Here is a 23,918-nt window from a genome sequence, read left to right on the forward strand (position 1 = left end):
TCCGTATCCGCGCACACAACTGACCCGCGGGGACCGATCGGGGTTGTAACAGCGCGCATTACAGTTCTGCATATGGCGAACAAGCTCGTGATCAAGGTGACCGCCGGCGCCGACGCGCCCGAGCGCTGCTCACAGGCGTTCACGGTCGCGGCCGTTGCGGCGGCCAGCGGTGTGGAGGTCTCGCTCTGGCTGACCGGGGAGTCCGCGTGGTTCGCGCTGCCCGGACGGGCCGCGGAGTTCGAACTGCCGCACGCCGCGCCGCTTCCCGAGCTCATCGAGTCGATCCAGGCGAACGGGCTCGTCACCCTGTGCAGCCAGTGCGCGGCGCGCCGCGACATCACGGAGAAGGACACCCTCGAGGGCGTACGGATCGCCGGCGCGCAGGTGTTCGTCAGCGAGATCATGCCGGACGGCGTGCAGGCACTCGTCTACTGAGCGGGCGTCGCCGGTCTCCGGGCCGCCTCACTGGTGCGGCCGGCGCCTGCCGTCGAGCTCGTCCCACCACTCGTCGGACTGCGGATCGCCGGTGGGGGCGTCTCTCTGACGAGGCTCAGCGGGAGGTTCGTCCCACCAGCGGTCGTCGGGACCCCGCCGGTTCGCGACGATCGCGGCGACCGGCGGGAGCACCATGGCGACGACGCACATGCCGACCGCCACGGGGACGGACCACAGCCGCACCACTGCCCAGGCGGAGACGAAGAGGACGAGACAGCCGCCCATCAGCAGGAAGTAGGCGTGACGACGCCGGGCGTACATACCTCCAGCGTACGACGGGCGCGCCGCCCCGCGAACGGCCGTGCGCGGGCGCGAGCCCGGACACGACCCGAGGGCCGCACCTCGTTCCCGGTAAGCGTCCAACCCCCAGGAGGTGCGGCCCTCGGGCCGGTCAGGAAAGTCAGACGGCGATCGCGACCTCGGCGAGGCCGCCCGTCTGCGCGACGACCGTGCGGTCCGCCGTGCCACCCGGGACGAGCGCGCGCACGGTCCAGGTGCCCTCCGCCGCGTAGAAGCGGAACTGTCCGGTCGCCGAGGTCGGGACCTCGGCGGTGAACTCGCCGGTCGAGTCCAGCAGACGGACGTAGCCCGTCACCGGCTCGCCGTCGCGGGTCACCTGTCCCTGGATCGTGGTCTCACCGGGCTTGATCGTCGAGGCGTCGGGGCCGCCGGCCTGCGCTCCACACATGCTGCACTCCTAGGAAAAGGTCGGGCGGATTACTTGTTGGCGCCGAGCTCGATCGGCACGCCGACGAGGGAGCCGTACTCGGTCCACGAGCCGTCGTAGTTCTTGACGTTCTCGACGCCGAGCAGCTCGTGCAGGACGAACCAGGTCAGCGCGGAGCGCTCACCGATGCGGCACAGGGCGATGGTGTCCTTCGAGAGGTCGACCTGCTCGTCCTCGTAGAGGGCCTTGAGCTCGTCGTCGGACTTGAAGGTGCCGTCGTCGTTGGCGTTCTTCGACCACGGGATGTTGCGGGAGCTCGGCACGTGGCCGGGGCGCTGCGACTGCTCCTGGGGGAGGTGCGCGGGGGCGAGCAGCTTGCCGCTGAACTCGTCGGGCGACCGGACGTCCACGATGTTCAGGTTGCCGATCGCGGCGACGACGTCGTCACGGTAGGCGCGGATGGACTGGTCCTGCGGCTTGGCCTTGTACTCGGTCGCCTCACGGACCGGCACCTCGGCGACCAGGTCGCGGGAGTCGAGCTCCCACTTCTTGCGGCCGCCGTCGAGCAGACGGACGTCGCCGTGACCGTAGAGCTTGAAGTACCAGAAGGCGTAGGACGCGAACCAGTTGTTGTTGCCGCCGTAGAGGACGACGGTGGAGTCGTTGGCGACGCCCTTGGCCGACAGAAGCTTCTCGAAGCCCTCCTGGTCGACGAAGTCACGGCGGACCGGGTCCTGGAGGTCCTTGGTCCAGTCGATCCGGATCGCGTTCGTGATGTGGTTCTTGTCGTACGCCGAGGTGTCCTCGTCGACCTCGACGATGACGACCTTCGGGTCGTCGATGTGGGCCTCGACCCAGTCGGCGTCTACCAGGACGTCGCTGCGGCTCATGATTCTTCTCCTCCGGGGCAGTGTGCGGCGGTGGTGCGCGGGGGTGATGCGCGAAAGATGTGCGGGTACGCGGAAGGCGCGCCGATCAGCACGGGGCGGCCCCGACAGAGGTCGAAGGGCCAGGGATACGGGGGCAGTGCACCCGCTCAGACAGTGCGACAGAGCATGGCGGCGACGCGGCACAGGTCTACTGCCCGCCGCTTCGTGAGATCCGCCTGTCGCTGCTTCATGGGACCGATCGTAGGGACGAGTCGGGCGTCATGTCACCGGCGTGTCGTATGTTGAGACACGATCATCCATTATGTGATACGCGAAGAGGGTGCGGCACCCCCGCCGGGGCCCCGGAGGTGACCTGCGCCACTGCTCTTCCTGCTCAGCGGACACACCTGTCTCACCATTCGGCCGCGCCCCCGCACTCAGCCTGCCAGCGCGACGTCCTTGCCGGTGACCGTGATCACTATCCCGTCCGGATGGGCCTCGACCTTCTCGATCTTCAGACCGGTCGGCAGTCCGCCCAGCTTCCGGTCGAAGTCGGTCTTTTTCCGGACCTCGCCCTCGAGGCCGGGGATGCCCTCACCAGGGACCTTGTCGGCGCGGACCCGGATGGTGTCGCCGCCGACGATGCTCACGGTCGACACGACGCTGCGCGTGACCTTCCCGACGATCGGCAGCACGGCCGAACCGGTCACCTTCACCTTGCCGTTCTGGCCGTAGGCGACGGTCACACCGTCGTCCGCGGCGCTGGTGAGGTCCGCGTAGGTGATGCGTGCGGTGCCCTCCGCGCGGGCGGCCGTGGCGCTCGAGTACTCCTCGCCGACGCGGACGTCGAAGAGGTCCGCGGTCATCTCGGCGATCCGCACCGGCCGGCCCGCCGCGCTGGTCTCGATGCCGGCGAGCTTGATCTCGACCTCGTCGAACTCCTTGGCCATCGCCTGCGTCAGGAACGGGAAGCCCTTGATGGAGACCGCCGTCGAGTCGGCCGTCCCCTCCTGGACCTTGATCCGCTCAGCCGCCTCCGACTCGGCGATGCCCACCGCGAGCCGGTCCGCGGCCACGAAGAGGCCACCCAGGACGACGGCGATGACGATCAGTATTCGCAGTGCACGCATGTGTTCGGTGTCCCCCACCCTGTCTGGCCACGGACGCCCGTTGAGCCCGAATCAGTCCGGACGACGCCTGCGCAATGATCGACGTCCGGCGGACGCCGATGGTTCCGAATCTGCCCGGCCACCTGCCCGGCCACGCCGACCCGCCCCGGCCACCCCCGCCCACGCCCACGCCCACGCCTCAGGAGAGCGCGCGGCCGAGCAGGTGGACGACGGGAGCCGCCGCGGTCAGCGGAAGCGCCACACCCGCCGTCATGTGTACGAAGCGGGAGGGGTAGTCGTAGCTCGCGACCCGCAGACCGATCAACGCGCATCCGCCCGCCGCGAGGCCCAGCAGCGCGCCGTCGGAGCCGATGCCGGTGAGCCCGCCCGCCGCGACACCTGCGCCGGCCGCCGCGGCCAGGGACAGCACGACGGAGACGGCACCGCCGAGCGGCAGCGCACGGGCGAGCACGGCCACGGCGACGGCCGCCGCACCGACGACCACCGCGTCGCCGGCGGCGACGAGATGACCGGTCGCGAGAATGGCGAGGGCCGCGGAGACCACCGTCGCCATCAACCCGTACATGCGCTCGTCGGCGCCCGCGTGGCTGCGGAGCTGGAGCACGACGGTGAGCAGCACCCACACGCCGAGCGTGCCGATGATCGCGGCCGGCCCGTTCCCGTCACCGGACGCGAGGAGCGCCGCGTCGGCGGCGAGGCCGCCGAGGAAGGCGAGGGCGATGCCCTGCCGCGCGGGCCACATGCCGTTGAGCCGGAACCAGCCGGCCGCCGTGACCGCCTGGAGCAGCACCAGCGGTACCAGCAGTGCGTACGGGCCGACGGCCGCGCCGCCGGCGAGCAGCAGAGCGAGTACGGCGGTCAGCCCGGCGGGCTGCATCCCGGGAGCGATGATCGGCGATCGGCCCTCGGCGCGGGCACGCTGCGCGTCCGTGATCCGGGTGTTGCCGCCGACGGTGGGCGGGCTGTACCCGGTGGTGCTCAGGGAGGGTGCGGACACGTCGGCCGGGGCCGCGTGAGCCGGTGCGCCCGTCGGCGCGCCGACGGCGCTCGCACCGGTCCCGTACGCGGGGGCAGCACCCGCGCCCGCCGTGTTCTGCGGCGGGTACGACTGCCCGGCGGCCGGTCCCCCTCCCGCGGTCACCGCGGTGCCGTGGCCGGTGGCGGGGCCCCGGAAGGGAGCCTCCGGCGGCAGCGGCTGCGACAAGGACGGGGTGGGCGGGGCGGGCGCGACAGGCGCGAGATACGCCGTCTCGTCCACGCCGTGGCCGGAGGACTCGTGCGACGCCGCACAGTGCGTCATGCCGGGAGCGGACGACGCGTCCTGTCCGTACGACCGGCCGGAATGCGGTGCGTCGTGCCCGTACGCCTGGCCGGCAGGCGACACCGGCTGCCCGTACCCGCCGGTGGACGGCGCGGGCTGCCCGTACGCCGCTGCCGGTGCGCCCGGTGCGGACTGCGCCGCAGGCGGGACGACCGGCTGGTACTGGGTGTCCCAGGTCTCGCCCTGCCAGGTCTGCGTCTCGTCGGCGTCCCGCAGCGGCTGCTGCCCGTACGGGTCCTCGTGAGGCGGCCGGTACGGCGACTGCCCGTACGGGTACTGCTGATCGCTGCTGCTCATGCTGTGCGGTTCACCCTCCTGCGAACGGCGGGAGCACCTCGACCGTGCCGCCCTCGGCCAGCCGTACGGTCTCATGACTGCGCGTCCCCACGGGGTCGCCGTCGACGAGGAACGAACACCGTCGCAGTACGCGCGTCAGCTCCCCGGGGTGCCGCTCGCGCACGGCGTCGAGCGCCTCCGCGAGCGTCCCCGCCGCGTACGGCTCCTCCGCGATACCGGCCGCCGCCTTGGCCGCGGCCCAGTAGCGGATGGTTCCCGCTGCCATAGCGGCACTCCTCTCGTTCATGTGCGCGCCGCTCACCATGATGGTCCATCGCCCGGTGAGCCGGTCCCCCAGGCGGCGCGGCAACGCCTCGGCCGAGTCCGTACGCGCCTCCGTGCGCCCCTCATGCATCCGTGAGCCGTACGGCGCGGTGTGTCGCAACGCGGCATCTCCCGCGTGCCGTGAAAGTTGCCTGCCGGGGCCCTGGAGTGATCCTTGATACATCCGCAGTGTGAAATCGAACCTCTCCGGCGGAACTCGAGTGGGCTATTCTGCTGGGCAGAGGATCCGGGCAACGCAGCCCCCGGGTCCTTTTGTGTTTTCCGGCCGTTGTTACAGGCTGGTGAACAAAGGCTCACAAAGCTCTCTCGGGCGTGAGAGAGCCGCCGTACGAAGCAGTGCACGTCCTCGCAGGGACCGAGGAGGAACCGACGTCATGGACGAGCGACCCGACGAGCGAAACCGGCACGCCGTACACCGGACGATCAGAGCAGGTGTGACGCGATGAGTTCTCTGCTGCTCCTGACCAATGCCCTCCAGCCGTCGACGGAGGTGCTCCCCGCCCTCGGACTGCTCCTGCACAACGTACGGGTCGCCCCCGCCGAGGGGCCGGCCCTGGTCGACACCCCCGGTGCCGACGTGATCCTCGTGGACGGCCGCCGCGATCTGCCGCAGGTGCGGTCGCTGTGCCAGCTCCTGCGGTCCACCGGACCGGGCTGCCCCCTGATCCTGGTCGTCACAGAGGGCGGCCTCGCGGCCATCACCGCCGACTGGGGCATCGACGACGTACTCCTCGACACCGCCGGACCGGCAGAGGTCGAGGCACGACTCCGGCTCGCGACCGGCCGTCAGCAGATCACCTCCGACGACTCCCCGATGGAGATCCGCAACGGTGACCTGTCGGTGGACGAGGCGACGTACAGCGCCAAGCTGAAGGGCCGGGTCCTGGACCTGACCTTCAAGGAGTTCGAGCTGCTCAAGTACCTCGCACAGCACCCCGGCCGGGTCTTCACCCGGGCGCAGCTGCTGCAGGAGGTCTGGGGCTACGACTACTTCGGCGGCACGCGCACGGTCGACGTCCACGTGCGGCGGCTGCGCGCCAAACTCGGCCCCGAGCACGAGTCCCTCATCGGAACCGTCCGGAATGTCGGCTACCGGTTCGTCGTGCCGGAGAAGGTCGAACGCGGAGCGGAAGGGGCCAAGGCGAAGGCCGCGGAAGCCGTAGCCCGTACGGATGACACCCCCGCGGTGAAGGAAGCAGCCGTACGGCCTGCCCAGAGGTAGGTCACCACGCGTAGACTTCGCGCGTGGCCAAGGTGACGCGGGACGATGTGGCGCGACTGGCGGGGACTTCGACCGCGGTCGTCAGTTACGTCATCAACAACGGACCCCGGCCGGTCGCCCCGGCCACGCGCGAGCGGGTACTCGCAGCGATCAAAGAGCTGGGCTACCGGCCCGACCGGGTCGCCCAGGCGATGGCGTCCCGGCGCACCGACCTCATAGGCATGATCGTTCCCGACGCCCGGCAGCCGTTCTTCGCGGAAATGGCCCACGCGGTCGAACAGGCCGCGGCCGAGCGCGGGAAAATGGTCCTCGTCGGCAATTCCGACTACCGCGACGAGCGTGAGGTCCATTATTTGCGGGCCTTCCTCGGAATGCGCGTATCCGGCCTGATCCTCGTCAGCCAGGGCCCCAGCGAGCGGGCCGCGGCGGAGATCGAGGCGTGGGACGCGCGGGTGGTGCTGCTGCACGAGCGTCCCGAGGCGATCGACGACGTCGCCGTCGTCACGGACGACATCGGCGGTGCGCAGCTCGCGACCCGGCACCTTCTCGAGCACGGCCACGAGTACGTCGCCTGTCTCGGCGGCGTCGAGTCGACCCCCGCGGTCGGCGACCCGGTCGCCGACCACGTGGAGGGCTGGCGCCGGGCGATGCTCGAGTCGGGCCGGTCGGTGGACGGCCGCCTCTTCCAGGCCCCGTACAACCGGTACGACGCCTACCAGGTGGCGCTGAAGCTGCTGGCGGGACCGGACCGGCCGCCGGCCATCTTCTGTTCGACGGACGACCAGGCGTTCGGTGTGCTGCGGGCGGCACGGGAACTGCGGATCGACGTACCGGGCGAGCTGGCGGTGGCGGGCTTCGACGACGTCAAGGAAGCGGCGCTGACGGACCCGCCGCTGACGACGATCTCGTCCGACCGGCCGGCGATGGCCCGCGCGGCGGTGGACCTGGTGCTCGACGACGGTCTGCGGGTGGCGGGATCACGGCGCGAGCGGGTCAAGCTGTTCCCGTCCGGGCTGGTCATCCGCCGGTCCTGCGGGTGCGATCCCGCGGAGTAGCGCGACGGGGGCGTGACCGCCGCGCGGTGCCGCGTCCCCCTGCCCGCCCCCTCTCCAACCGGTGCGGCCCCCGGCCCCGGTGCCGCCCTGTGGGGCGGCGTACCGCGCTTCGCGCGGTGGCCCCTACGGCTGGCGGCCCTTGGTGGGGGCACCTCCCACGGCCGCCAGACCGTAGGGGGAGTTCGAGGTCACCAGCCGGGCTGCTTCGCAGCCTTATATGGGGCATACACGGTTCTGTCGGGCTTCTCAGCGGCACCTCAGACTGTTCTCATCAACGTCGCCGACAGTCGTTTCCATGAGCCACTACTTCCGCCACGACGCCGACGGCGACGACGCCCCTCACTACCCGCCGCCCCCGCACTACGCGCCCCTCCCCGGCGCCGCTCCCGCTGCCACCCCGGCACCCACCCCCGCCGCGGCGCCTCGCGCACGGGCCAAGCGCCCGGTCGCCCTGATCGCCGCCGTCGCGATCGTCGCCGCGGCCGTCGGGGGCGGCACCTCCGCGCTCATCGGTGAGCTCGCGGGCGACGCCGGCGGCAGCACGGGCGGCGGTTCCGTCGCCACCGGCACCAACGTCTCCACCAGCAGCAAGGGAACTGTCGCCGGTGTCGCCCAGGCAGTCTCCCCGAGCATCGTCGAGATCAGCGCCGCCTCGAACAGCGGCCGGTCCACCGGCTCGGGCGTGATCATCACCTCGGACGGCGAGATCATCACCAACAACCACGTCGTCTCCGGCGCCTCGACCGTCAAGGTGCGGCTCAGCGACGGCAAGACGTACGAGGCCGACGTCCTCGGCACCGACCCCGACAAGGATCTCGCCCTGATCAAGCTCAAGGGCGCGTCCGGTCTGAAGGCCGCCTCGCTGGGCGACTCGAGCAAGGTGAAGGTCGGCGACGAGGTCGTGGCGATCGGCTCCCCCGAGGGCCTGACGGGCACCGTGACCAGCGGCATCGTCTCCGCGCTCGACCGGGACGTGACCGTGGCCAAGGACGAGGAGCGGCAGCCGCAGCAGGACCCGCGTCAGGGCTGGCCCTTCGAGTTCGGCGGACAGCAGTTCAACGGCGACACCGGTGACTCGACGACCACCTACAAGGCGATCCAGACCGACGCCTCCCTCAACCCCGGCAACTCCGGCGGCGCCCTGATCAACATGGACGGCGAGATCATCGGGATCAACTCGGCCATGTACTCCCCGAGCTCCGCCACCGGCTCCACCGCGGGCAGCGTCGGCCTCGGCTTCGCGATCCCGGTCGACACGGTCAAGGCCGACCTGGACAGCCTGCGCTCCGGCGGCGGCAACTGATCGCGTGCGAGGCTTGGTCCATGACTGAAGGCGAGCGCGAGCGCATCCTGATCGTCGACGACGAGCCCGCCGTGCGCGAGGCGCTCCAGCGGTCCCTCGCGTTCGAGGGCTACGACACGGAGGTCGCCGTCGACGGCGTCGACGCCCTCGCCCGCGCGCAGGCGTACGCCCCCGATCTGATCGTGCTGGACATCCAGATGCCCCGTATGGACGGTCTGACCGCGGCCCGCCGGCTGCGTTCGACCGGATCGACCGTGCCGATCCTGATGCTCACGGCCCGCGACACGGTGGGCGACCGCGTCACCGGACTCGACGCCGGCGCGGACGACTATCTGGTGAAACCGTTCGAGCTGGACGAACTGTTCGCCCGTATCCGCGCGCTGCTGCGGCGCAGCTCGTACGCGACGGGCGCCGGCGCGGCGAACGCGGAGGAGGACGTGCTGTCCTTCGCCGATCTGCGGATGGATCCGGCGACCCGCGAGGTCACCCGCGGCACCCGCCGGGTGGAACTGACCCGTACGGAGTTCACGCTGCTGGAGCTGTTCCTCGCCCACCCGCGCCAGGTGCTCACCCGCGAGCAGATCCTCAAGGCCGTCTGGGGCTTCGACTTCGAGCCGAGCTCCAACTCGCTGGACGTGTACGTCATGTACCTGCGGCGCAAGACGGAGGCGGCCGGCGAGCCGCGCCTGGTCCACACGGTGCGTGGCGTGGGGTACGCGCTGCGCACGGGCGGCGCGGAGTGACGAACAGGTTCCGCGCGCTGCCCCTGCGGTCGCGCCTGGCACTGCTGGTGGCGACGGCGGTGGCGGTCGCCGTGGCGGCGGCGGCGAGCATCTGCTGGCTCGTGGTGCGCAGCGCGCTCGTGGACTCGCTGGACAACGCGCTGAGCGCGAACCGGCTGCCGCCCCGCCAGGTGCTCGTCTTCGTCGACCCGTCGGGCCAGTGCCGCAGGGCGACGCCGAGCGGACCGGACACCAACCCCTTCAGATCGACGATCCAGTTGCTGGACCGTGAGGGGAACAGCTGTGTCGTACTCGGCGAGCAGTCGGTCGAGGTCACCGAGGCCGACATCGACGTCGCGGACGGCCGGTCCGATTCGTCCTTCCACGACGCGACCGCCTCCGACGGCTCCGAGTACCGGGTGTTCACCTACCCCATCGACGGCTACGCGGGCGCGGTCATCGTCGCCCGCCCCCTGAGCGAGGTCGACGACACGCTCGGCGATCTGACAGTGGTGCTGGCGCTGGTGGCCGGCGCCGGGGTGCTCGGTTCGGGGGCGGCCGGGGCGTGGATCGCGCGGGCCGGGCTGCGGCCGGTGGACGAACTGACCGGCGCCGTCGAGCACGTTGCCCGCACCGAGGACCTCAGCGTGCGCATCCCCGTCGACGGGGACGACGAGATCGCCAGGCTTTCGAGGTCGTTCAACGCGATGACCGCCGCGCTGGCCTCGTCGCGCGATCTTCAGCAGCAGCTGATCGCCGACGCCGGTCACGAGCTGCGTACGCCGCTGACCTCGCTGCGCACGAACATCGAGCTGCTCGCCCGGAGCGAGGAGACCGGCCGGGCGATCCCGCCGGACGACCGCCGGGCACTGCTCGCCTCCGTCAAGGCGCAGATGACCGAACTGGCCGCGCTCATCGGCGATCTGCAGGAGCTGTCCAGGCCCGATGCGGGCGCGGGTGCGAAGGTGCAGGTCGTGGCGTTGCACGAGATCGCGCAGGCCGCCCTGGACCGGGTGCGGCTGCGGGGTCCCGAACTGACCTTCTCGACCGCTCTGGAGCCCTGGTACGTGCGTGCCGACCATGCCGCCCTGGAGCGGGCGCTGGTCAACGTCCTGGACAACGCGGTGAAGTTCTCCCCGCCCGGTGGCGAGGTCGAGGTGGGGCTGCGCGGGGGTGAACTCACGGTGCGCGACCACGGGCCGGGCGTGCGCCCGGAGGAGCTTCCGCTTGTGTTCGAACGTTTCTGGCGTTCGCCCTCGGCACGGTCGCTGCCGGGCTCCGGCCTGGGGCTGTCGATCGTCGCGCGTACGGTCCGGCAGGCGGGCGGCGAGATCGCGCTGACGGCGGCTGCCGAGGGCGGCACGCGTGTGACGATCCGGGTGCCGGGCGCCTCGACCCCGCCGCCGCCCGCACCCGCCAGCTCGCCGCCCTCGGCGACGCCCACGCCCTCGTCCTGAGGACGGCGCGAGCGCCGCGGTCCGCGCCGGCCTCCGCCCCCTTCTGTCAGCCGTTGTGGCGGACGAGTGAGTCGACGAGCCCCGCCCTGGTGTTGGGGAAGTCCATCGGGACGATGCCCAGTCCGCGCCAGCCGCTCGCCTCCGAGCCGTCGATGAAGGAGTGGACCCGGGGGTTGAGGTCGTCGGAGTTCCAGCGCGGCGGCAGGTACGCGGACGTGCTCACGTAGTTGACGAACAGCTTCCCCGGCTGCTGCACGGCCTTGCGGAAATGGGCCTCGATCTTCGAGTACTTGGGGTTCGGCAGGGCGTTCCAGTCGTCCTGGATGTCGAACAGCGCGCCGTCGGCGTAGCGGACGCCGGGCAGTCCGCCGTTGTCCCCGAGGAGCACGACCCGGCCGCGCGACTCACCCAGTGCCGGGATGCCGTCGCCGATCCGGAACAGCGGACGCCAGCCGCGGTTGTCCAGGTAGTCGTCGAAGATCCCTCGGAAGGTCGCGTCGCTGTCCTGGGAGTACTCCTGCTTCACCCGCATCAGCACGGTCTCCGAGGGGTGCGCGGCGAGGAAGTCGCGGCAGGCGACGAGGACGTCCCCGAACATCATGTTCTGGTACGACGGGCCGTGGTGGATGGCGAACGAACCGCCGGTGACCCGGCACCGGATGTCGAGGAAGCGGATACCGCTGTCGAGCTGCTGGGCGATGGTGGTGTTCTGGCACTCGCTCCACGGCCCGCCGAAGCGGGCGCCCGAGTCGTGGGTCCCTGGAATCGTCAGTCGTTGCAGGGGGGTCGAGTCGGCGGCGCCGGCCATCCAGTCCTGGGCGGACAGGGTGCGACGCGGTGCCGCGGCGGCGTGGGGGGCGCCGATCAGGGCGGTGGCGGACATGGCCGCAGCGCCCACGAGGAATCTCCGTCGGTCCATGGCGCGGAGTATGACGCGGCCACGACAAAAGGCGCCAGAGCCGGGACAGCGAACAGCGGACGCGGGTCCGGACCGGCCGAAAACCGCCCCTGCCGGGGTCCGGGAAGCCTCGTCGAGCACCCTGGAAATGCCGGTGGGGCGGTGGGCCCGCCGGCCCACCGCCCCACAGACTCCCCTCCTACTGCACGACCGTGATCCGGTCGGCCTTCGGCGGCGCGATCGGCGCTCCGGCCGAGGAGTTCGCCGCCAGGTAGGCGTTGAAGACGTCCAGATCGGACGCGCCCACCAGCTTGTTGGTGTGCTCCTTCAGGACCGAGAAGCCGTCACCGCCGCCCGCGAGGAACTCGTTCATCGCGACCCGGTAGGTCTTCGACGGGTCGATCGCCTCGCCGTTCAGCTTCACCGAGTCCACGACGATCCGGGCGGCCCCGGTCTTCGTCAGGTCGAGGGTGTAGGTGAAGCCCTCCGACACCTGGAGGATCTTCGGGGACGCCTCGTTCACGCCGCTGACCTGCTGCTGGAGCGTGGTGATGAGCTGTGCTCCGGTCAGGTCCACGACGTTCATCATGTTGGTGAACGGCTGGACCGTGAAGGCCTCGCCGTACGTCACCACGCCGTCGCCCTCGCTGCCGGACGCCTTGAAGACCAGGTCGGAGCGGATGCCGCCCGGGTTCATCAGCGCCAGCTGCGCACCGCCCTTGTCGGCCGGGGCGAGGCCCGCGAGCTGCGCGTCCGCGATCAGGTCACCGAGCGGCTTCTCCGGCGTGGTCGCGCCACGGCCGTCGATGTCGGCGGAGATGAAGCCCTGCGGGCGGTTCGCGATCGGCGCGGCGAGCTTGTTCCAGCGCGCGATCAGGGCGGTCATGTCCCGCGCCTTGCGCTGGTCACGGCTGACGACGTGGTTCGCCGACTTGACCGACGTACGCACGATGTCCCCGGTGCCACGGTCGTAGGTCAGCGTGGTGTCGGTGTAGAGCTTGCCGTACGAGGACGCCGAGGTGACCATGCGAGGCTCCCCGGACGGGTCCGGGATGGTGCACACGTACGCCTGGTGGGTGTGGCCGGTGACCAGCGCGTCCACCTGGGGCGTGATGTTCTTGGCGATGTCCGCGATCGGACCGGAGATGCCGTCGCCGAGGCCCGGCGAGTCGCAGTCGTAGTTGTACGAGGTCGAGGCCGGCGAGCCGCCCTCGTGGATGAGCGCGACGATCGACTTCACGCCCTGGCGGTCGAGCTCACGGGCGTACTTGTTGATCGTCTCGACCTCGTCGTGGAACGCGAGGCCCTTGATTCCGTTCGCACTGACGATGTTCGGCGTGCCCTCGAGCGTCACACCGATGAAGCCGATCTTGACATCGTCCTTCTCCCAGACGGTGTACGGCTTCAGGATCGGGTCGCCCGTCGACTCCTTGGTGACGTTGGCCGCGAGGTAGGGGAAGTCCGAGCCCTCGAACTCCTTGCCCTCCTCGTAGCAGCCGTCGGTCGGGTGGCAGCCGCCGTTCTGCAGGCGGGCCAGCTCGACCGCGCCCTCGTCGAACTCGTGGTTGCCCACACCCGCCACGTCGAGGTGGAGCTTGTTCAGCGCCTCGATCGTCGGCTCGTCGTGGAAGAGGCCGGACAGCAGCGGGCTCGCGCCCACCAGGTCACCGGCCGCGGCGGTGACGGAGTACGGGTTGCCCTTGCGCGCCCCGCGCAGCGAGGTGGCCAGATACTCGACGCCACCGGCAGGAATCGGCTTGACCTTGCCGTCGTGCTGGATCTCGGAGACCTCTCCGGCGGAACCGGCCGGCGGCTCCAGGTTGCCGTGCAGGTCGTTGAAGGAGAGCAGCTGCACGTCGACGGTGCGGCCGTGGTGATAACCGGTCTCGTCGCGGTCGCCGGCGGCGGCCCCGGCAGGCATGGCGGCGACGAGAGCGCCGACGGTCGCGAGACCGGCGGCGGCCGCGAGCACTCGGCGGTTCCGCCTGGCCACGCGGTGATTGGGAGGTGTCGCTGACATCTGTCCCCTTGTCAGTTCCAGCATGGTGATGTGAGGGTCGACGGCAGCCTAGAGTCAACGCGCGTAGCGCGACAGGGGGATACGGGTTACGACCTGGTTGCCGTCTGCCGTCAACGGGTGATTCACCGCCTATCACCCATACGACGGACATATATACGCAGAAACGTCACCGCACAAGCGATCGCCGCAAGCGTGTACGTCATGAACGACGAGAAGGCGGCCACCGCCGCCCGCGTACCCGCCCAGGGCTCGGCCGCGGAACTCCCGACCGGCTTCTTCGAGCTCGTCGACGAGCTCAAGACGATCGTGCGGGGCGCGCATGTACGGACCCAGCTCAAGGTGAACACCGAGATGCTCGCCATGTACTGGGAGATCGGCACGGCACTGCTGCAGCGCCGGCAGCGGGACGGGTGGGGCGCCAAGGTCATCGACAGGGTCGGCGTCGAACTGCGCACTGCCTTCCCGAACCAGCGCGGCTTTTCGACCCGCAGCCTCCACTACATGCAGAAGATGGCCCGGCTGTGGCCCGAGCCATTTGTGCAGCAGACTGCCGCACAATTGCCGTGGGGCCACATCCAGCTTCTGACGGACAAGTGCGGCACCCGCTTCGAGCTGGACTTCTACGCCCAGCACGCCGTCCACCACGGCTGGTCCCGCGACCACCTCGGTTCGATGATCCACAACAAGCTGCACCTCGCCGATGGCGCCGCCGCCAACAACTTCGGCGTCAGCCTTCCCGGCCGGTCGGAAGCGACACAGGAGATCCTCAAGGATCCCTACCGCCTCGACTTCACCGAGTTGTCCGGACGGCCGCTCGAGCGGGACCTCAAGGATGCCCTGGTGGCGAACCTGGTCCGGTTCCTGACCGAACTCGGCACCGGTTTCGCGTTCGTGGGGCGCCAGTACCCGGTCGTGGTCGGCGACACCGAGTTCCGTATCGACCTGCTCTTCTACCACTGCAAGCTGCACTGCTACGTCGTATTGGAGCTCAAGACCCGCAGGGCCCGCCCCGAGCACTTCGGGCAGCTGGGCTTCTACGTGTCCGTCGTGGACGACCTCGTACGGGACAAGGAGGTCGACGGCCCCACGCTCGGGATCCTCATCGCGGAGAGCCGGGACCGGTCCGTCGTCGAGTTCGCGCTGCGGGGATACAACACGCCCATGGCCGTCAGCACCTACGCCGGACTGCCCGACCAGGTCCGGGCCCTGATGCCCAGCGCCGAGGACCTGACCCGCATCGCCGACGACGTTCTCGGCAGCGCGCCCGAGGACCGGTGAGCCGTGGCGGCTCCCGCCGTACCCTCGAAGCATGACGATCGACGCAGTGATTCCGGAGCCCGGCCGGCAGATCCAGTCCCTCGACGAACTCACGGCCGAGCAGGCCGAGGCAGTGCTGGAGGTACTCGCCGAGGCCGCGCGGTCCGACGGGATGCAGGCCGTGTCCGAGCAGGGGCGGCTTCAGCTGCGCGGTGGACGGCGCGAAGGCGTGCAGCACTTCCTCCTCACGGTCGGCGACCAGCTCGTCGGGTACGCCCAGCTCGAGGACACCGACCCGGTCGAGGCCCCCGCCGCCGAGCTCGTCGTACACCCCGCCCACCGCGGGCGCGGGCACGGCCGGGCGCTGGGGGCGACGGTCCTCGACGCATCGGGCAAGCGGCTGCGGATGTGGGCGCACGGTGGCAAGTCGGCCGCCCGGCACATGGCCCAGGTCCTCGGGCTGACGCTCTTCCGCGAACTGCGCCAACTGCGCCGCCCCTTGAGCACGCAGGGCATCGCGGAGCCGGTCTACCCGTCCGGCGTGACCGTGCGCACCTTCGTAGCCGGCCAGGACGACGCCGCCTGGCTCGCGGTGAACGCCGCAGCCTTCGCCCACCACCCCGAGCAGGGGGCGCTGACCCAGCGGGACCTCGACGACCGCAAGGCAGAGCCGTGGTTCGACCCCAAGGGCTTCTTCCTGGCCGAGCGGGACGGGGAGATCATCGGCTTCCACTGGACGAAGGTGCACGCCGAGGAGCAGCTCGGCGAGGTGTACGTCGTCGGCATCCGCCCCGACGCGCAGGGCGGCGGCCTCGGCAAGGCCCTGACCGCGACCGGCCTGCGCCATCTCGCCGCGCAGGGACTGCCGACCGCGATGCTCTACGTGGACGCCGACAACCCAGCGGCGCTGCGCGTGTACGAGCAGATGGGGTTCGTGACGCACGAGGTGGACCTGATGTACCGCACGGAGACCTGACCCGACCGCACTCGGCCCGGGCCCGGTCGGCCGCAACAGACGCAGGGGGCGGTGATGTTGACACCGCCCCCTCTTCTGGAACACCATTCCACTACTCAACTAGTGAAAGGGTGGTGCGGCGGCATGGTCGAGTTCCGGATCGACCGGCGCAGCGGCGTCGCCACGTATCTCCAGATCGTGCAGCAGACCAAACAGGCACTACGGCTCGGCCTGCTGGAACCGGGCGACCGGCTGCCGACGGCCCGCGAGGTCGTCGAGGCCACCGCGATCAACCCGAACACCGTGCTCAAGGCGTACCGCGAGCTGGAGCGCGAAGGGCTTGTCGAAGCACGCCGGGGCCTGGGCACCTTCGTGACCCGCACCCTCGGCGGCCCGGCCGCCGACACGCCGCTGCGGGCCGAGCTCGCCGACTGGGTCGCCCGGGCACGCGGGGACGGCCTGGAGCACGACGACATCACCGCGCTCCTCGCCTCCGTACTGGAGGAGCGCCCTCATGACAACAAGGACCGCAAGGGGGACGGCGCATGACAGCGACCGCGATCGAGGCCAACGGCCTCGGCCGGAGTTACGGAAGGCGGGGCCGCCCGGCCCTGCGCGACTGCTCGTTCCGGGTCCCGGCCGGGCGCGTCTGCGCCCTCGCGGGTCTCAACGGCGCCGGCAAGTCGACACTGCTCGCCCTCGCCGCGGGTCTGCTCCGGCCCACCGAGGGCACGCTGCGCGTACTCGGCGGCGCGCCCGCCGACGTACGCGAACGCATCGCCCACGTCGCTCAGGAGAAGCCGCTCTACCCGCAGTTGACGGTCGACGAGACGCTGCGGCTGGGCCGGGAGCTCAATCCGGACCGCTGGGACGCGACCCTCGCCGAGCGGATCGTCACGGCGGGCGGCGGCATCGACTTCAACGCCCGGATCCGCACGCTCTCCGGCGGCCAGCGCACCCGCGTCGCCCTCGCGCTCGCGCTCGGCAAGCGCCCCGAACTGATGCTGCTGGACGAGCCGATGGCCGACCTCGACCCCTTGGCCCGGCACCGTCTGACGGCCGCGCTGATGACCGAGGCCGCCGACCACGGCACCACCATCGTGATCTCCTCGCACATCCTCTCCGAGCTGGAGAACACCTGCGACTACCTGATCCTCGTCGACGACGGCCGTGTGCGGCTCGCCGGCGAGACGGAGGACCTGATCTCCGCGCACACCCGGCTCACCGGGCCGGTCTCCGACCTACCCGACCACACCGTCGTCGAGTCACGCACAACGGGCCGTCAGCTGACCGCGCTGGTACGGGGGTCCTGCGCGGTCGGTGACGGCTGGCGGGCCGAGCAGCCGACCCTGGAGGAACTGCTCATGGCGCACCTGCGCAGCCCCGACGCACCACCACTGCTCACCCCGAGCGCGGAGGTGGTCGCGGCATGAGCACGTCCACCACCGCCCGCCCACTGCTGCGGGGCGTCACCTGGGTCGTCGTCCGCCAGCACCGCCGGCTCCTGCTCGTTCCGGGTCTGCTGCTGGTCGTCGACGCAGCGGTGGCGTTCGGGCTGAGGATCGCGCACGACTCGACCCCGTACGACGAAGAGGCCCATGGCCTCTTCTCACGGAGCGCGTACCACGGCGGGCTCACCGCCTCCGCCGACTTCCTCGCGAACGCGGCCCTGCTGCTTCCGCTGCTCGTCGCCGCTGTCGTCGCCGGCCCCGTTATCGCCCGGGAACTGGAGAGCGGGACCTGCAAACTGGTCTGGTCGCAGTCGGTGCCGCCCGTGCGATGGCTCGTCGCGAAGACCGCGGTGTCCGCAGTGGCGGTCACGGTCGCCTGCGCGTGCGTCATCCTCCTCTTCCGGATCCTGCGGGGCCCGGTCGCCGGCGACTACCGGCTGAGCTGGTACGACCGGCAGGTGTTCCTCGCCCTCGGCCCGACAACGATCGCCTACGCCCTCCTCGCGGTGGCGATCGGAGCGCTCACCGGTCTGCTGGTACGCCGCACCCTGGCCGCGATGTCCGTCGCAGGTCTGGCGACGGGGGCCGTCATGGTGATCATGGCCTTGCTGTGGGGCCGACTGTGGCCGACCGTCACCGCCGAGCGGCAGGGCGCGACACTGGACGGCGAGTGGTACAACACGTTCGTCACCGAGCACGGCCTGCTGACATCCACCGGCGAGCGTCTGCCGGACCTCAACGCGTGCGACGGAACCGGATACGAGGCCTGCTTCGCCCGGGAGGACGTGGTCGGCCGGTTCATGGACCACCATCCCTACTCGCACCTGTGGCCCCTGCAGCTCGTCGAGACCGGTATCGTGCTCGCCCTCGCCGCCGCCGCGGTCCACGCGGCCTTCCGGATCTTCCGCCGCCGTCACGTCTGACCCGCCGCCGTCACGTCTGACCCGTTCACGAGCACCGCGCGGCCCCCGGGAACGCCCCCGTGGGGCCGCGCCGCGCTTTCCCTCACGTCATGTCCTTGTTACCGGGTATTCAGACGCGCTTGCGACCCTCACTCAATGCAGCCCGCTGTGCCCGCCTCCCCGAACGGGAGAAAACCTCTCGCCCCGGCCCTTTCCGACGCGCCGGTGGCTCTCTCCGCGCGGAACAATGGGTTCATGAGCCAGCAGCCCGCCGAGGTCCCGGTCCAGCACCCTCAGCCCTCCGTCGCGTCCATAGCCGCGCACCGGCCGCACACAGTGGCGGCCACGGTCTCCGATCTCGAACCCGACATCGACGCCGACCTCGACTCCTACGAGGAGGACTCGGCGTACGCGGTCGGCTCCGAGCTGCCCCAGGGGCGGTTCCTGGACCGCGAGCGCAGCTGGCTCGCGTTCAACGAGCGGGTCCTCGAACTCGCGGAGGACCCGACGACGCCGCTGCTCGAGCGCGCCAACTTCCTCGCGATCTTCGCGTCCAACCTGGACGAGTTCTTCATGGTCCGGGTCGCCGGTCTCAAGCGCCGGATCGCGACGGGAGTGGCCACCCGTTCGGCCTCCGGTCTGCAGCCCCGCGAGGTCCTCGACCTGATCTGGACCCGCTCGCGCGAGCTCATGGCCCGGCACGCCGCCTGCTTCCAGCAGGACGTCTCCCCCGCTCTCGCCGACGAGGGCATCCACCTCATCCGCTGGCCCGAGCTCACCGAGAAGGAGCAGGCCCGCCTCTTCACACTCTTCCGGCAGCAGATCTTCCCCGTCCTGACGCCGCTGGCGGTCGACCCCGCGCACCCCTTCCCGTACATCTCGGGTCTCTCGCTCAACCTCGCGGTCGTCGTGCGCAATCCCGTCAGCGGTCACCGGCACTTCGCCCGGGTCAAGGTCCCTCCGCTGCTCTCCCGCTTCCTCGAGGCCTCTCCCCAGCGGTACGTGCCGCTGGAGGACGTCATCGCGGCGCATCTCGAGGAGCTCTTCCCCGGCATGGAGGTGCTGGCGCACCACATGTTCCGGGTGACCCGGAACGAGGACCTGGAGGTCGAGGAGGACGACGCGGAGAACCTCCTCAAGGCCCTGGAGAAGGAGCTCATGCGGCGTCGCTTCGGCCCGCCGGTGCGCCTCGAGGTCGAGGAGTCGATCGACCCTTACGTGCTCGACCTGCTGGTGCGCGAGCTGAAGGTGTCCGACGCCGAGGTGTACCCGCTGCCGGGTCCGCTGGACCTGACCGGGCTGTTCGGCATCTCCGCGCTGGACCGACCGGAGCTGAAGTTCCCCAAGTTCATCGCGGGCACCCACCGTGAGCTCGCCGAGGTCGAGTCCGCCTCCGCGCCCGACATCTTCGCGGCCCTGCGCGAACGGGACGTGCTGCTGCACCACCCGTACGACTCCTTCTCGACGTCCGTCCAGGCCTTCCTGGAGCAGGCCGCCGGGGACCCGGACGTCCTCGCCATCAAGCAGACGCTGTACCGGACCTCCGGCGACTCCCCGATAGTCGACGCGCTGATCGACGCCGCGGAGTCCGGCAAGCAGGTCCTCGTCCTCGTCGAGATCAAGGCCCGCTTCGACGAGCAGGCCAACATCAAGTGGGCGCGGAAGCTGGAGGAGTCCGGCTGCCACGTCGTGTACGGGCTCGTCGGGCTGAAGACGCACTGCAAGCTCTCGCTCGTGGTCCGCCAGGAGGGCGACACGCTGCGGCGCTACTCCCACGTCGGCACCGGCAACTACCACCCGAAGACCGCCCGGCTCTACGAGGACCTGGGGCTGCTCACCGCCGACCCGCAGGTCGGCGCGGACCTGTCGGACCTGTTCAACCGGCTGTCCGGCTACTCGCGCCGCGAGACCTACCGGCGGCTGCTGGTGGCGCCCAAGTCCCTGCGCGACGGGCTGATCTCCCGGATAAACAAGGAGATCGTCCACCACCGGGCAGGACGCCCCGCCTACGTCCGCATCAAGGTCAACTCCATGGTGGACGAGGCGATCATCGACGCCTGCTACCGGGCGGCGATGGCCGGTGTCCCGATCGACATCTGGGTCCGCGGCATCAGCGCGATACGCCCGGGCGTGGCCGGCCTCTCGGAGAACATCCGGGTCCGCTCGATCCTCGGCCGCTTCCTGGAGCACTCCCGGCTCTTCGCCTTCGGCAACGGCGGCGAGCCCGAAGTGTGGTTCGGCAGCGCCGACATGATGCACAGAAACCTCGATCGCCGGATCGAGGCGCTGGTACGGGTCACCGACCCGGCCCACCGCGCGGCCCTCACCAGGCTGCTGGAGACCGGCATGTCCGACAACACGTCGTCCTGGCACCTGGGCCCGGACGGCGCGTGGACACGGCATGCGACGGACTCCGAAGGCCAGCCGCTGCGGCACGTACAGGAGATGCTCATAGACGCCCGGAGGCGCCGGCGTGCACAGCCCTGAACTTTCCCGGCCGGACACCGCCCCCGCGAACACCCTCACGGGTACGGCGGGCGAGGCGGTGGCCCACTACCTCAACGCCCAGGCCGCAGACTTCCTGCGCAGTCTGCGCAGGCACGACGAGAACGGCGCGGAATCGGCCCGCGCGCTGCGGGCCGCGGCCCGGCGCATCGGCGGGACGCTCCACACGTTCCGCCCACTGCTGGACCCGGCCTGGGCGGACGGTCTGCGCGCCGAACTGGCGTGGCTGTCGACGACCCTGGCGCAGGAGCACGACTGCACCTCCCGCCTGTCCCGCATCCTGGACGCGCTGTCCCGCCTCTCCGGCACGACCCCGCTGCCGCCCGCCCGCGGCGAGTCCTGTCCGCTGCCGGGGTCCGGCACGGCCGGCGGCGAAGGTGACACCGACGGTGCCACCACGGTGAACGGGACTGCCGACGCCACCACGGTGAACGGGACTGCCGACGCCACCCGGGAGGCCGCCGGGCGAGGCGGATCCCGCACCGGCGGCAGGGCGGGCGCCACCGCCGCGAGCGGTGCTCTCGCCGTGGGCGCCGCCCGGGCCGGGGCCCTGCTGGAGCGGCAGATCACCCTCGCCCGGACCCGCGCCCACTCCGCCGCGCTCCAGGCGCTCGGGTCCTCGCGTTTCCACGCCGTCGCCGACGCGGTCGCCTTACTGGCCTCCGAGCTCCCGCTCGGCCCAGCGGCAGCCGGGCCCGCCGCCGAGACGCTCGCGCTGCCCGCGGCGGCGGCGGAGCGGCGGCTGCTGGAGGCCGTCGCCGAACTGCCGCTGGGCAGGGCGGCCCACCCGTACAACGCGGAGGCGCTGTTCAGCGGCCTCGCCGCCGCCTCCGCCGGTGAGGAGCAGGACGCTCCCTGGCACGAGGTCCGCAGGCTGCTGCAGCTGCACCGTTATGCGCAGGAGGTGCTGCACCCCACCGCCGACCCGGTTCTGTGCCACGCGGGCCTCCTGCTGGACCGGCACCGTGACGCCGCTGAGGCCGCGGCCGCGGCGGCCACCGCCGCGCGCACGCCGCGTATCGCCCCGGCGACGGCGTACGCCCTCGGAGTGCTCCACGCCGACCAGCGGCACGAGGTCGAGGCGGCCAGGTTCGCCTTCCAGCAGGAATGGCGCCACGCGGACACCCACGCCCCTGTCCACGCCGGCGCAAACGGTGTCACGGCGGTCACGGCGGTCACTGCGCCATGAACGGCGAGGCCGTGCTCGCCGCGGGGTGCGTGCTGTGGCGCGGCTCCCGGCACGGGCCGGACGGCATCGAGATCTGCCTCGTCCACCGACCCAAGTACGACGACTGGTCGCACCCGAAGGGCAAGCTCAAGCGCGGCGAGGACGCCCTCGCCGCCGCGCTGCGCGAGGTGCTGGAGGAGACCGGCCACCGCTGCGTCCCCGGCGCCCGCCTCCCCACCGCCCGTTACCTCGCGAACGGCCGGCCCAAGCAGGTCGCCTACTGGGCCGCGGAGGCGACGAGTGGCTCGTTCACGTCGAGCCGTGAGGTCGACCACATCGTGTGGCTGCCGCCGACCGCGGCACGGGTCAGGCTCACCCAGCCTCGCGACCGTGAACTGGTCGACGCACTGCTACAGGTTCTGCACACTGTGTGACCGCCCAGGTGGGCGCACACCTCCTCGACACGGCCGAACGAGTGACTGTTCGAGCGAGCACCGGGTCGCCGGGCACGGTTCACCTTGCGTTCACTCTCCCCCGTCGGCCGCTTCATCTCATCTGCCTAATTTCGGCCTCAGACGGTCACCGGCACGAAGCCGGTCACCCACCCCCGACACACGCCGCCCCGACGGCGGCAACTGGAAGGAACACCAGAAAGTGAAGCTTCAGCGCAAGAACGGGCTTCGCGCCACCGCGCTCGGCGCCCTCGCGATCTCCGGCGCCCTGGTCCTCACGGCGTGTGGTTCGGACAACAACGCGGGCACCGGTGGCACCGACGGCGACAAGACCGCGGCTGCGTCGAACATCAAGTGCGACGACGCCAAGGGCCAGATCCTCGCGGCCGGCTCGACCGCCCAGAAGAACGCCATGGACCTGTGGGTCAAGAACTTCCAGGCCGCCTGCTCCGGCGTCGAGGTCAACTACCAGGCCATCGGCTCCGGCGGCGGCATCACGAAGTTCAACCAGGGCCAGGTCTCCTTCGCCGGCTCCGACTCCGCGCTGAAGCCGGAGGAGGTCGAGGAGTCGAAGAAGATCTGCAAGACCGGTCAGGGCATCAACCTGCCGATGGTCGGCGGCCCCGTCGCGATCGGTTACAACCTGGAGGGTGTGGACAACCTCGTCCTCGACGCCTCCACCCTCGCGAAGATCTTCGACTCGAAGATCACCAAGTGGAACGACCCGGCCATCGCCAAGCTCAACCCCGGCGTCAAACTGCCGAGCTCCTCCATCCAGGCGTTCCACCGCTCCGACGAGTCGGGCACCACGCAGAACCTGCACAAGTACCTCAGCGAGGCCGCCCCGGCCGACTGGAAGCACGACCCCAAGTCGAAGTCGTGGCTGGCCCCCGGTGGCCAGGCCGCCAACGGTTCCTCCGGTGTCGCCGCCCAGGTGAAGCAGACCCAGGGGTCGATCGGCTACTTCGAGCTGTCGTACGCGACCTCGCAGTCGATCTCCGCCGTCAAGCTCGACACCGGTGCAGCCGCCCCGGTCGAGGCGACGACCGAGAACGCCTCCAAGGCCATCGCCGCCGCCACGGTCAAGGGCACGGGCAAGGACATGGCCCTGTCCCTGGACTACAAGACCAAGGCCGAGGGCGCCTACCCGATCATCCTCGTGACGTACGAGATCGCCTGCGACAAGGGCAACAAGGCGGAGACCCTGCCGACCCTGAAGGCGTTCCTCAACTACGCCGTCAGCGAGGAGGGCCAGAAGGTCCTCGCCGACGCCGACTACGCGCCGCTGCCGGCCGAGATCGCGGCCAAGGTCCGCGAGATCGTCCCCACCCTGTCCTGATGTCCGGCCGGGGCCGGTCCGTCACCACGGACCGGCCCCGGCATCCGGTGCACCGCCGCCAGGAGCCCAACGGCTCCGCAGACCGGAGACCACGATGGATACAACAACC

General features: G+C 70.8%; 24 protein-coding genes. 15 read left to right on the forward strand and 9 right to left on the reverse strand.

Annotated elements, in window-relative coordinates; translation table 11 throughout:
* Positions 1–72: 72 nt before the first annotated feature.
* A complete protein-coding gene (locus tag ACFYV1_RS20080; protein WP_389396841.1) occupies positions 73–435 on the forward strand; it encodes a DsrE family protein in 363 nt (120 codons plus the stop codon).
* Between the two features lie 27 nt (positions 436–462).
* On the opposite strand, the gene ACFYV1_RS20085 is transcribed toward ACFYV1_RS20080, so the two are convergent.
* The 7 genes from ACFYV1_RS20085 to ACFYV1_RS20115 form a co-directional block, all read right to left on the reverse strand.
* Positions 463–858, reverse strand: coding sequence for a DUF3099 domain-containing protein (locus tag ACFYV1_RS20085; protein WP_389396842.1), 396 nt, complete (start codon positions 856–858; stop codon positions 463–465).
* Positions 859–895: 37 nt separating this feature from the next.
* On the reverse strand, positions 896–1,183 hold the full coding sequence (locus tag ACFYV1_RS20090) for a DUF1416 domain-containing protein (protein ID WP_264244916.1): 288 nt from the start codon (positions 1,181–1,183) through the stop codon (positions 896–898).
* Positions 1,184–1,212: 29 nt separating this feature from the next.
* Positions 1,213–2,052 (reverse strand): sulfurtransferase, encoded by an 840-nt coding sequence (locus ACFYV1_RS20095; RefSeq protein WP_389396843.1) that lies wholly within the window; start codon positions 2,050–2,052, stop codon positions 1,213–1,215.
* Positions 2,053–2,198: 146 nt separating this feature from the next.
* Positions 2,199–2,282, reverse strand: coding sequence for a putative leader peptide (locus ACFYV1_RS20100; RefSeq protein ID WP_355648638.1), 84 nt, complete (start codon positions 2,280–2,282; stop codon positions 2,199–2,201).
* Positions 2,283–2,468: 186 nt separating this feature from the next.
* Complete coding sequence (locus tag ACFYV1_RS20105) at positions 2,469–3,161, reverse strand: DUF2993 domain-containing protein (RefSeq protein ID WP_389396844.1); 693 nt, start codon at positions 3,159–3,161, stop codon at positions 2,469–2,471.
* Between the two features lie 178 nt (positions 3,162–3,339).
* Positions 3,340–4,779 (reverse strand): hypothetical protein, encoded by a 1,440-nt coding sequence (locus ACFYV1_RS20110; RefSeq protein ID WP_389396845.1) that lies wholly within the window; start codon positions 4,777–4,779, stop codon positions 3,340–3,342.
* A gap of 10 nt (positions 4,780–4,789) precedes the next feature.
* Positions 4,790–5,044, reverse strand: coding sequence for a MoaD/ThiS family protein (locus ACFYV1_RS20115; protein ID WP_389396846.1), 255 nt, complete (start codon positions 5,042–5,044; stop codon positions 4,790–4,792).
* Between the two features lie 501 nt (positions 5,045–5,545).
* Here ACFYV1_RS20115 and ACFYV1_RS20120 point away from each other — a divergent pair.
* The 5 genes from ACFYV1_RS20120 (at position 5,546) to ACFYV1_RS20140 (ending at position 10,862) form a co-directional block, all read left to right on the forward strand.
* Entirely contained in the window at positions 5,546–6,325 is a 780-nt protein-coding gene (locus ACFYV1_RS20120; RefSeq protein ID WP_389396847.1) for a response regulator transcription factor, read from the forward strand.
* A 23-nt stretch (positions 6,326–6,348) separates the two neighbouring features.
* Entirely contained in the window at positions 6,349–7,380 is a 1,032-nt protein-coding gene (locus tag ACFYV1_RS20125) for a LacI family DNA-binding transcriptional regulator (RefSeq protein WP_389396848.1), read from the forward strand.
* 295 nt (positions 7,381–7,675) lie between these two features.
* Complete coding sequence (locus ACFYV1_RS20130; RefSeq protein ID WP_389396849.1) at positions 7,676–8,683, forward strand: S1C family serine protease; 1,008 nt, start codon at positions 7,676–7,678, stop codon at positions 8,681–8,683.
* 20 nt (positions 8,684–8,703) lie between these two features.
* Positions 8,704–9,426: a response regulator transcription factor gene (locus ACFYV1_RS20135; protein ID WP_389396850.1), complete on the forward strand. Its 723-nt coding sequence runs from the start codon at positions 8,704–8,706 to the stop codon at positions 9,424–9,426.
* Positions 9,423–10,862, forward strand: coding sequence for an ATP-binding protein (locus ACFYV1_RS20140; RefSeq protein WP_389396851.1), 1,440 nt, complete (start codon positions 9,423–9,425; stop codon positions 10,860–10,862). The genes ACFYV1_RS20135 and ACFYV1_RS20140 overlap by 4 nt, the downstream gene beginning before the upstream one ends.
* Before the next feature lie 46 nt (positions 10,863–10,908).
* On the opposite strand, the gene ACFYV1_RS20145 is transcribed toward ACFYV1_RS20140, so the two are convergent.
* Positions 10,909–11,781, reverse strand: coding sequence for a phosphatidylinositol-specific phospholipase C (locus ACFYV1_RS20145; RefSeq protein WP_389396852.1), 873 nt, complete (start codon positions 11,779–11,781; stop codon positions 10,909–10,911).
* 178 nt (positions 11,782–11,959) lie between these two features.
* Positions 11,960–13,780 (reverse strand): bifunctional metallophosphatase/5'-nucleotidase, encoded by a 1,821-nt coding sequence (locus ACFYV1_RS20150; protein WP_389396853.1) that lies wholly within the window; start codon positions 13,778–13,780, stop codon positions 11,960–11,962.
* Between the two features lie 201 nt (positions 13,781–13,981).
* Here ACFYV1_RS20150 and ACFYV1_RS20155 point away from each other — a divergent pair, with 201 nt between their 5' ends.
* The 9 genes from ACFYV1_RS20155 to pstS all read left to right on the forward strand — a co-directional run bounded on the left by ACFYV1_RS20155 (position 13,982) and on the right by pstS (position 23,809).
* The gene (locus ACFYV1_RS20155) at positions 13,982–15,058 is read left to right on the forward strand and encodes a YhcG family protein (protein ID WP_389396854.1); all 1,077 of its coding nucleotides are present in this window, start codon (positions 13,982–13,984) and stop codon (positions 15,056–15,058) included.
* A 31-nt stretch (positions 15,059–15,089) separates the two neighbouring features.
* Positions 15,090–16,013 carry a mycothiol synthase gene (gene mshD / locus ACFYV1_RS20160; protein ID WP_389396855.1) on the forward strand — a complete coding sequence of 308 codons (924 nt, stop codon included), beginning with the start codon at positions 15,090–15,092 and terminating at the stop codon, positions 16,011–16,013.
* Between the two features lie 123 nt (positions 16,014–16,136).
* Positions 16,137–16,541 carry a GntR family transcriptional regulator gene (locus ACFYV1_RS20165; protein ID WP_389396856.1) on the forward strand — a complete coding sequence of 135 codons (405 nt, stop codon included), beginning with the start codon at positions 16,137–16,139 and terminating at the stop codon, positions 16,539–16,541.
* Positions 16,538–17,425, forward strand: a complete 888-nt coding sequence (locus tag ACFYV1_RS20170) for an ABC transporter ATP-binding protein (protein ID WP_389396857.1) — start codon at positions 16,538–16,540, stop codon at positions 17,423–17,425. The genes ACFYV1_RS20165 and ACFYV1_RS20170 overlap by 4 nt, the downstream gene beginning before the upstream one ends.
* Positions 17,422–18,366 carry an ABC transporter permease gene (locus ACFYV1_RS20175; RefSeq protein ID WP_389396858.1) on the forward strand — a complete coding sequence of 315 codons (945 nt, stop codon included), beginning with the start codon at positions 17,422–17,424 and terminating at the stop codon, positions 18,364–18,366. The genes ACFYV1_RS20170 and ACFYV1_RS20175 overlap by 4 nt, the downstream gene beginning before the upstream one ends.
* A gap of 234 nt (positions 18,367–18,600) precedes the next feature.
* Complete coding sequence (locus tag ACFYV1_RS20180) at positions 18,601–20,832, forward strand: RNA degradosome polyphosphate kinase (RefSeq protein WP_389396859.1); 2,232 nt, start codon at positions 18,601–18,603, stop codon at positions 20,830–20,832.
* Complete coding sequence (locus tag ACFYV1_RS20185; protein ID WP_389396860.1) at positions 20,819–22,039, forward strand: CHAD domain-containing protein; 1,221 nt, start codon at positions 20,819–20,821, stop codon at positions 22,037–22,039. Before ACFYV1_RS20180 ends, ACFYV1_RS20185 begins: the two co-directional genes overlap by 14 nt.
* Complete coding sequence (locus tag ACFYV1_RS20190; protein WP_389396861.1) at positions 22,036–22,452, forward strand: NUDIX hydrolase; 417 nt, start codon at positions 22,036–22,038, stop codon at positions 22,450–22,452. The genes ACFYV1_RS20185 and ACFYV1_RS20190 overlap by 4 nt, the downstream gene beginning before the upstream one ends.
* Positions 22,453–22,672: 220 nt before the next feature.
* A complete protein-coding gene (pstS, locus tag ACFYV1_RS20195; protein WP_389396862.1) occupies positions 22,673–23,809 on the forward strand; it encodes a phosphate ABC transporter substrate-binding protein PstS in 1,137 nt (378 codons plus the stop codon).
* The last annotated feature ends 109 nt before the right edge of the window (positions 23,810–23,918 follow it).

Origin of the sequence: Streptomyces sp. NPDC003023, from assembly GCF_042888225.1 — a bacterium.
Taxonomy (GTDB): domain Bacteria; phylum Actinomycetota; class Actinomycetes; order Streptomycetales; family Streptomycetaceae; genus Streptomyces.

Excerpts from the sequence above, each read along its gene's own strand:
- ACFYV1_RS20080 (WP_389396841.1), top strand. The coding sequence starts at position 73 with ATGGCGAACAAGCTCGTGATCAAGGTGACCGCCGGCGCCGACGCGCCC.
- ACFYV1_RS20090 (WP_264244916.1), bottom strand. The coding sequence starts at position 1,183 with ATGTGTGGAGCGCAGGCCGGCGGCCCCGACGCCTCGACGATCAAGCCC.
- ACFYV1_RS20095 (WP_389396843.1), bottom strand. The coding sequence starts at position 2,052 with ATGAGCCGCAGCGACGTCCTGGTAGACGCCGACTGGGTCGAGGCCCAC.
- ACFYV1_RS20100 (WP_355648638.1), bottom strand. The coding sequence starts at position 2,282 with ATGAAGCAGCGACAGGCGGATCTCACGAAGCGGCGGGCAGTAGACCTG.
- ACFYV1_RS20105 (WP_389396844.1), bottom strand. The coding sequence starts at position 3,161 with ATGCGTGCACTGCGAATACTGATCGTCATCGCCGTCGTCCTGGGTGGC.
- ACFYV1_RS20110 (WP_389396845.1), bottom strand. The coding sequence starts at position 4,779 with ATGAGCAGCAGCGATCAGCAGTACCCGTACGGGCAGTCGCCGTACCGG.
- ACFYV1_RS20115 (WP_389396846.1), bottom strand. The coding sequence starts at position 5,044 with ATGGCAGCGGGAACCATCCGCTACTGGGCCGCGGCCAAGGCGGCGGCC.
- ACFYV1_RS20120 (WP_389396847.1), top strand. The coding sequence starts at position 5,546 with ATGAGTTCTCTGCTGCTCCTGACCAATGCCCTCCAGCCGTCGACGGAG.
- ACFYV1_RS20130 (WP_389396849.1), top strand. The coding sequence starts at position 7,676 with ATGAGCCACTACTTCCGCCACGACGCCGACGGCGACGACGCCCCTCAC.
- ACFYV1_RS20135 (WP_389396850.1), top strand. The coding sequence starts at position 8,704 with ATGACTGAAGGCGAGCGCGAGCGCATCCTGATCGTCGACGACGAGCCC.
- ACFYV1_RS20145 (WP_389396852.1), bottom strand. The coding sequence starts at position 11,781 with ATGGACCGACGGAGATTCCTCGTGGGCGCTGCGGCCATGTCCGCCACC.
- ACFYV1_RS20150 (WP_389396853.1), bottom strand. The coding sequence starts at position 13,780 with ATGTCAGCGACACCTCCCAATCACCGCGTGGCCAGGCGGAACCGCCGA.
- ACFYV1_RS20155 (WP_389396854.1), top strand. The coding sequence starts at position 13,982 with ATGAACGACGAGAAGGCGGCCACCGCCGCCCGCGTACCCGCCCAGGGC.
- mshD (WP_389396855.1), top strand. The coding sequence starts at position 15,090 with ATGACGATCGACGCAGTGATTCCGGAGCCCGGCCGGCAGATCCAGTCC.
- ACFYV1_RS20165 (WP_389396856.1), top strand. The coding sequence starts at position 16,137 with ATGGTCGAGTTCCGGATCGACCGGCGCAGCGGCGTCGCCACGTATCTC.
- ACFYV1_RS20170 (WP_389396857.1), top strand. The coding sequence starts at position 16,538 with ATGACAGCGACCGCGATCGAGGCCAACGGCCTCGGCCGGAGTTACGGA.
- ACFYV1_RS20175 (WP_389396858.1), top strand. The coding sequence starts at position 17,422 with ATGAGCACGTCCACCACCGCCCGCCCACTGCTGCGGGGCGTCACCTGG.
- ACFYV1_RS20180 (WP_389396859.1), top strand. The coding sequence starts at position 18,601 with ATGAGCCAGCAGCCCGCCGAGGTCCCGGTCCAGCACCCTCAGCCCTCC.
- ACFYV1_RS20190 (WP_389396861.1), top strand. The coding sequence starts at position 22,036 with ATGAACGGCGAGGCCGTGCTCGCCGCGGGGTGCGTGCTGTGGCGCGGC.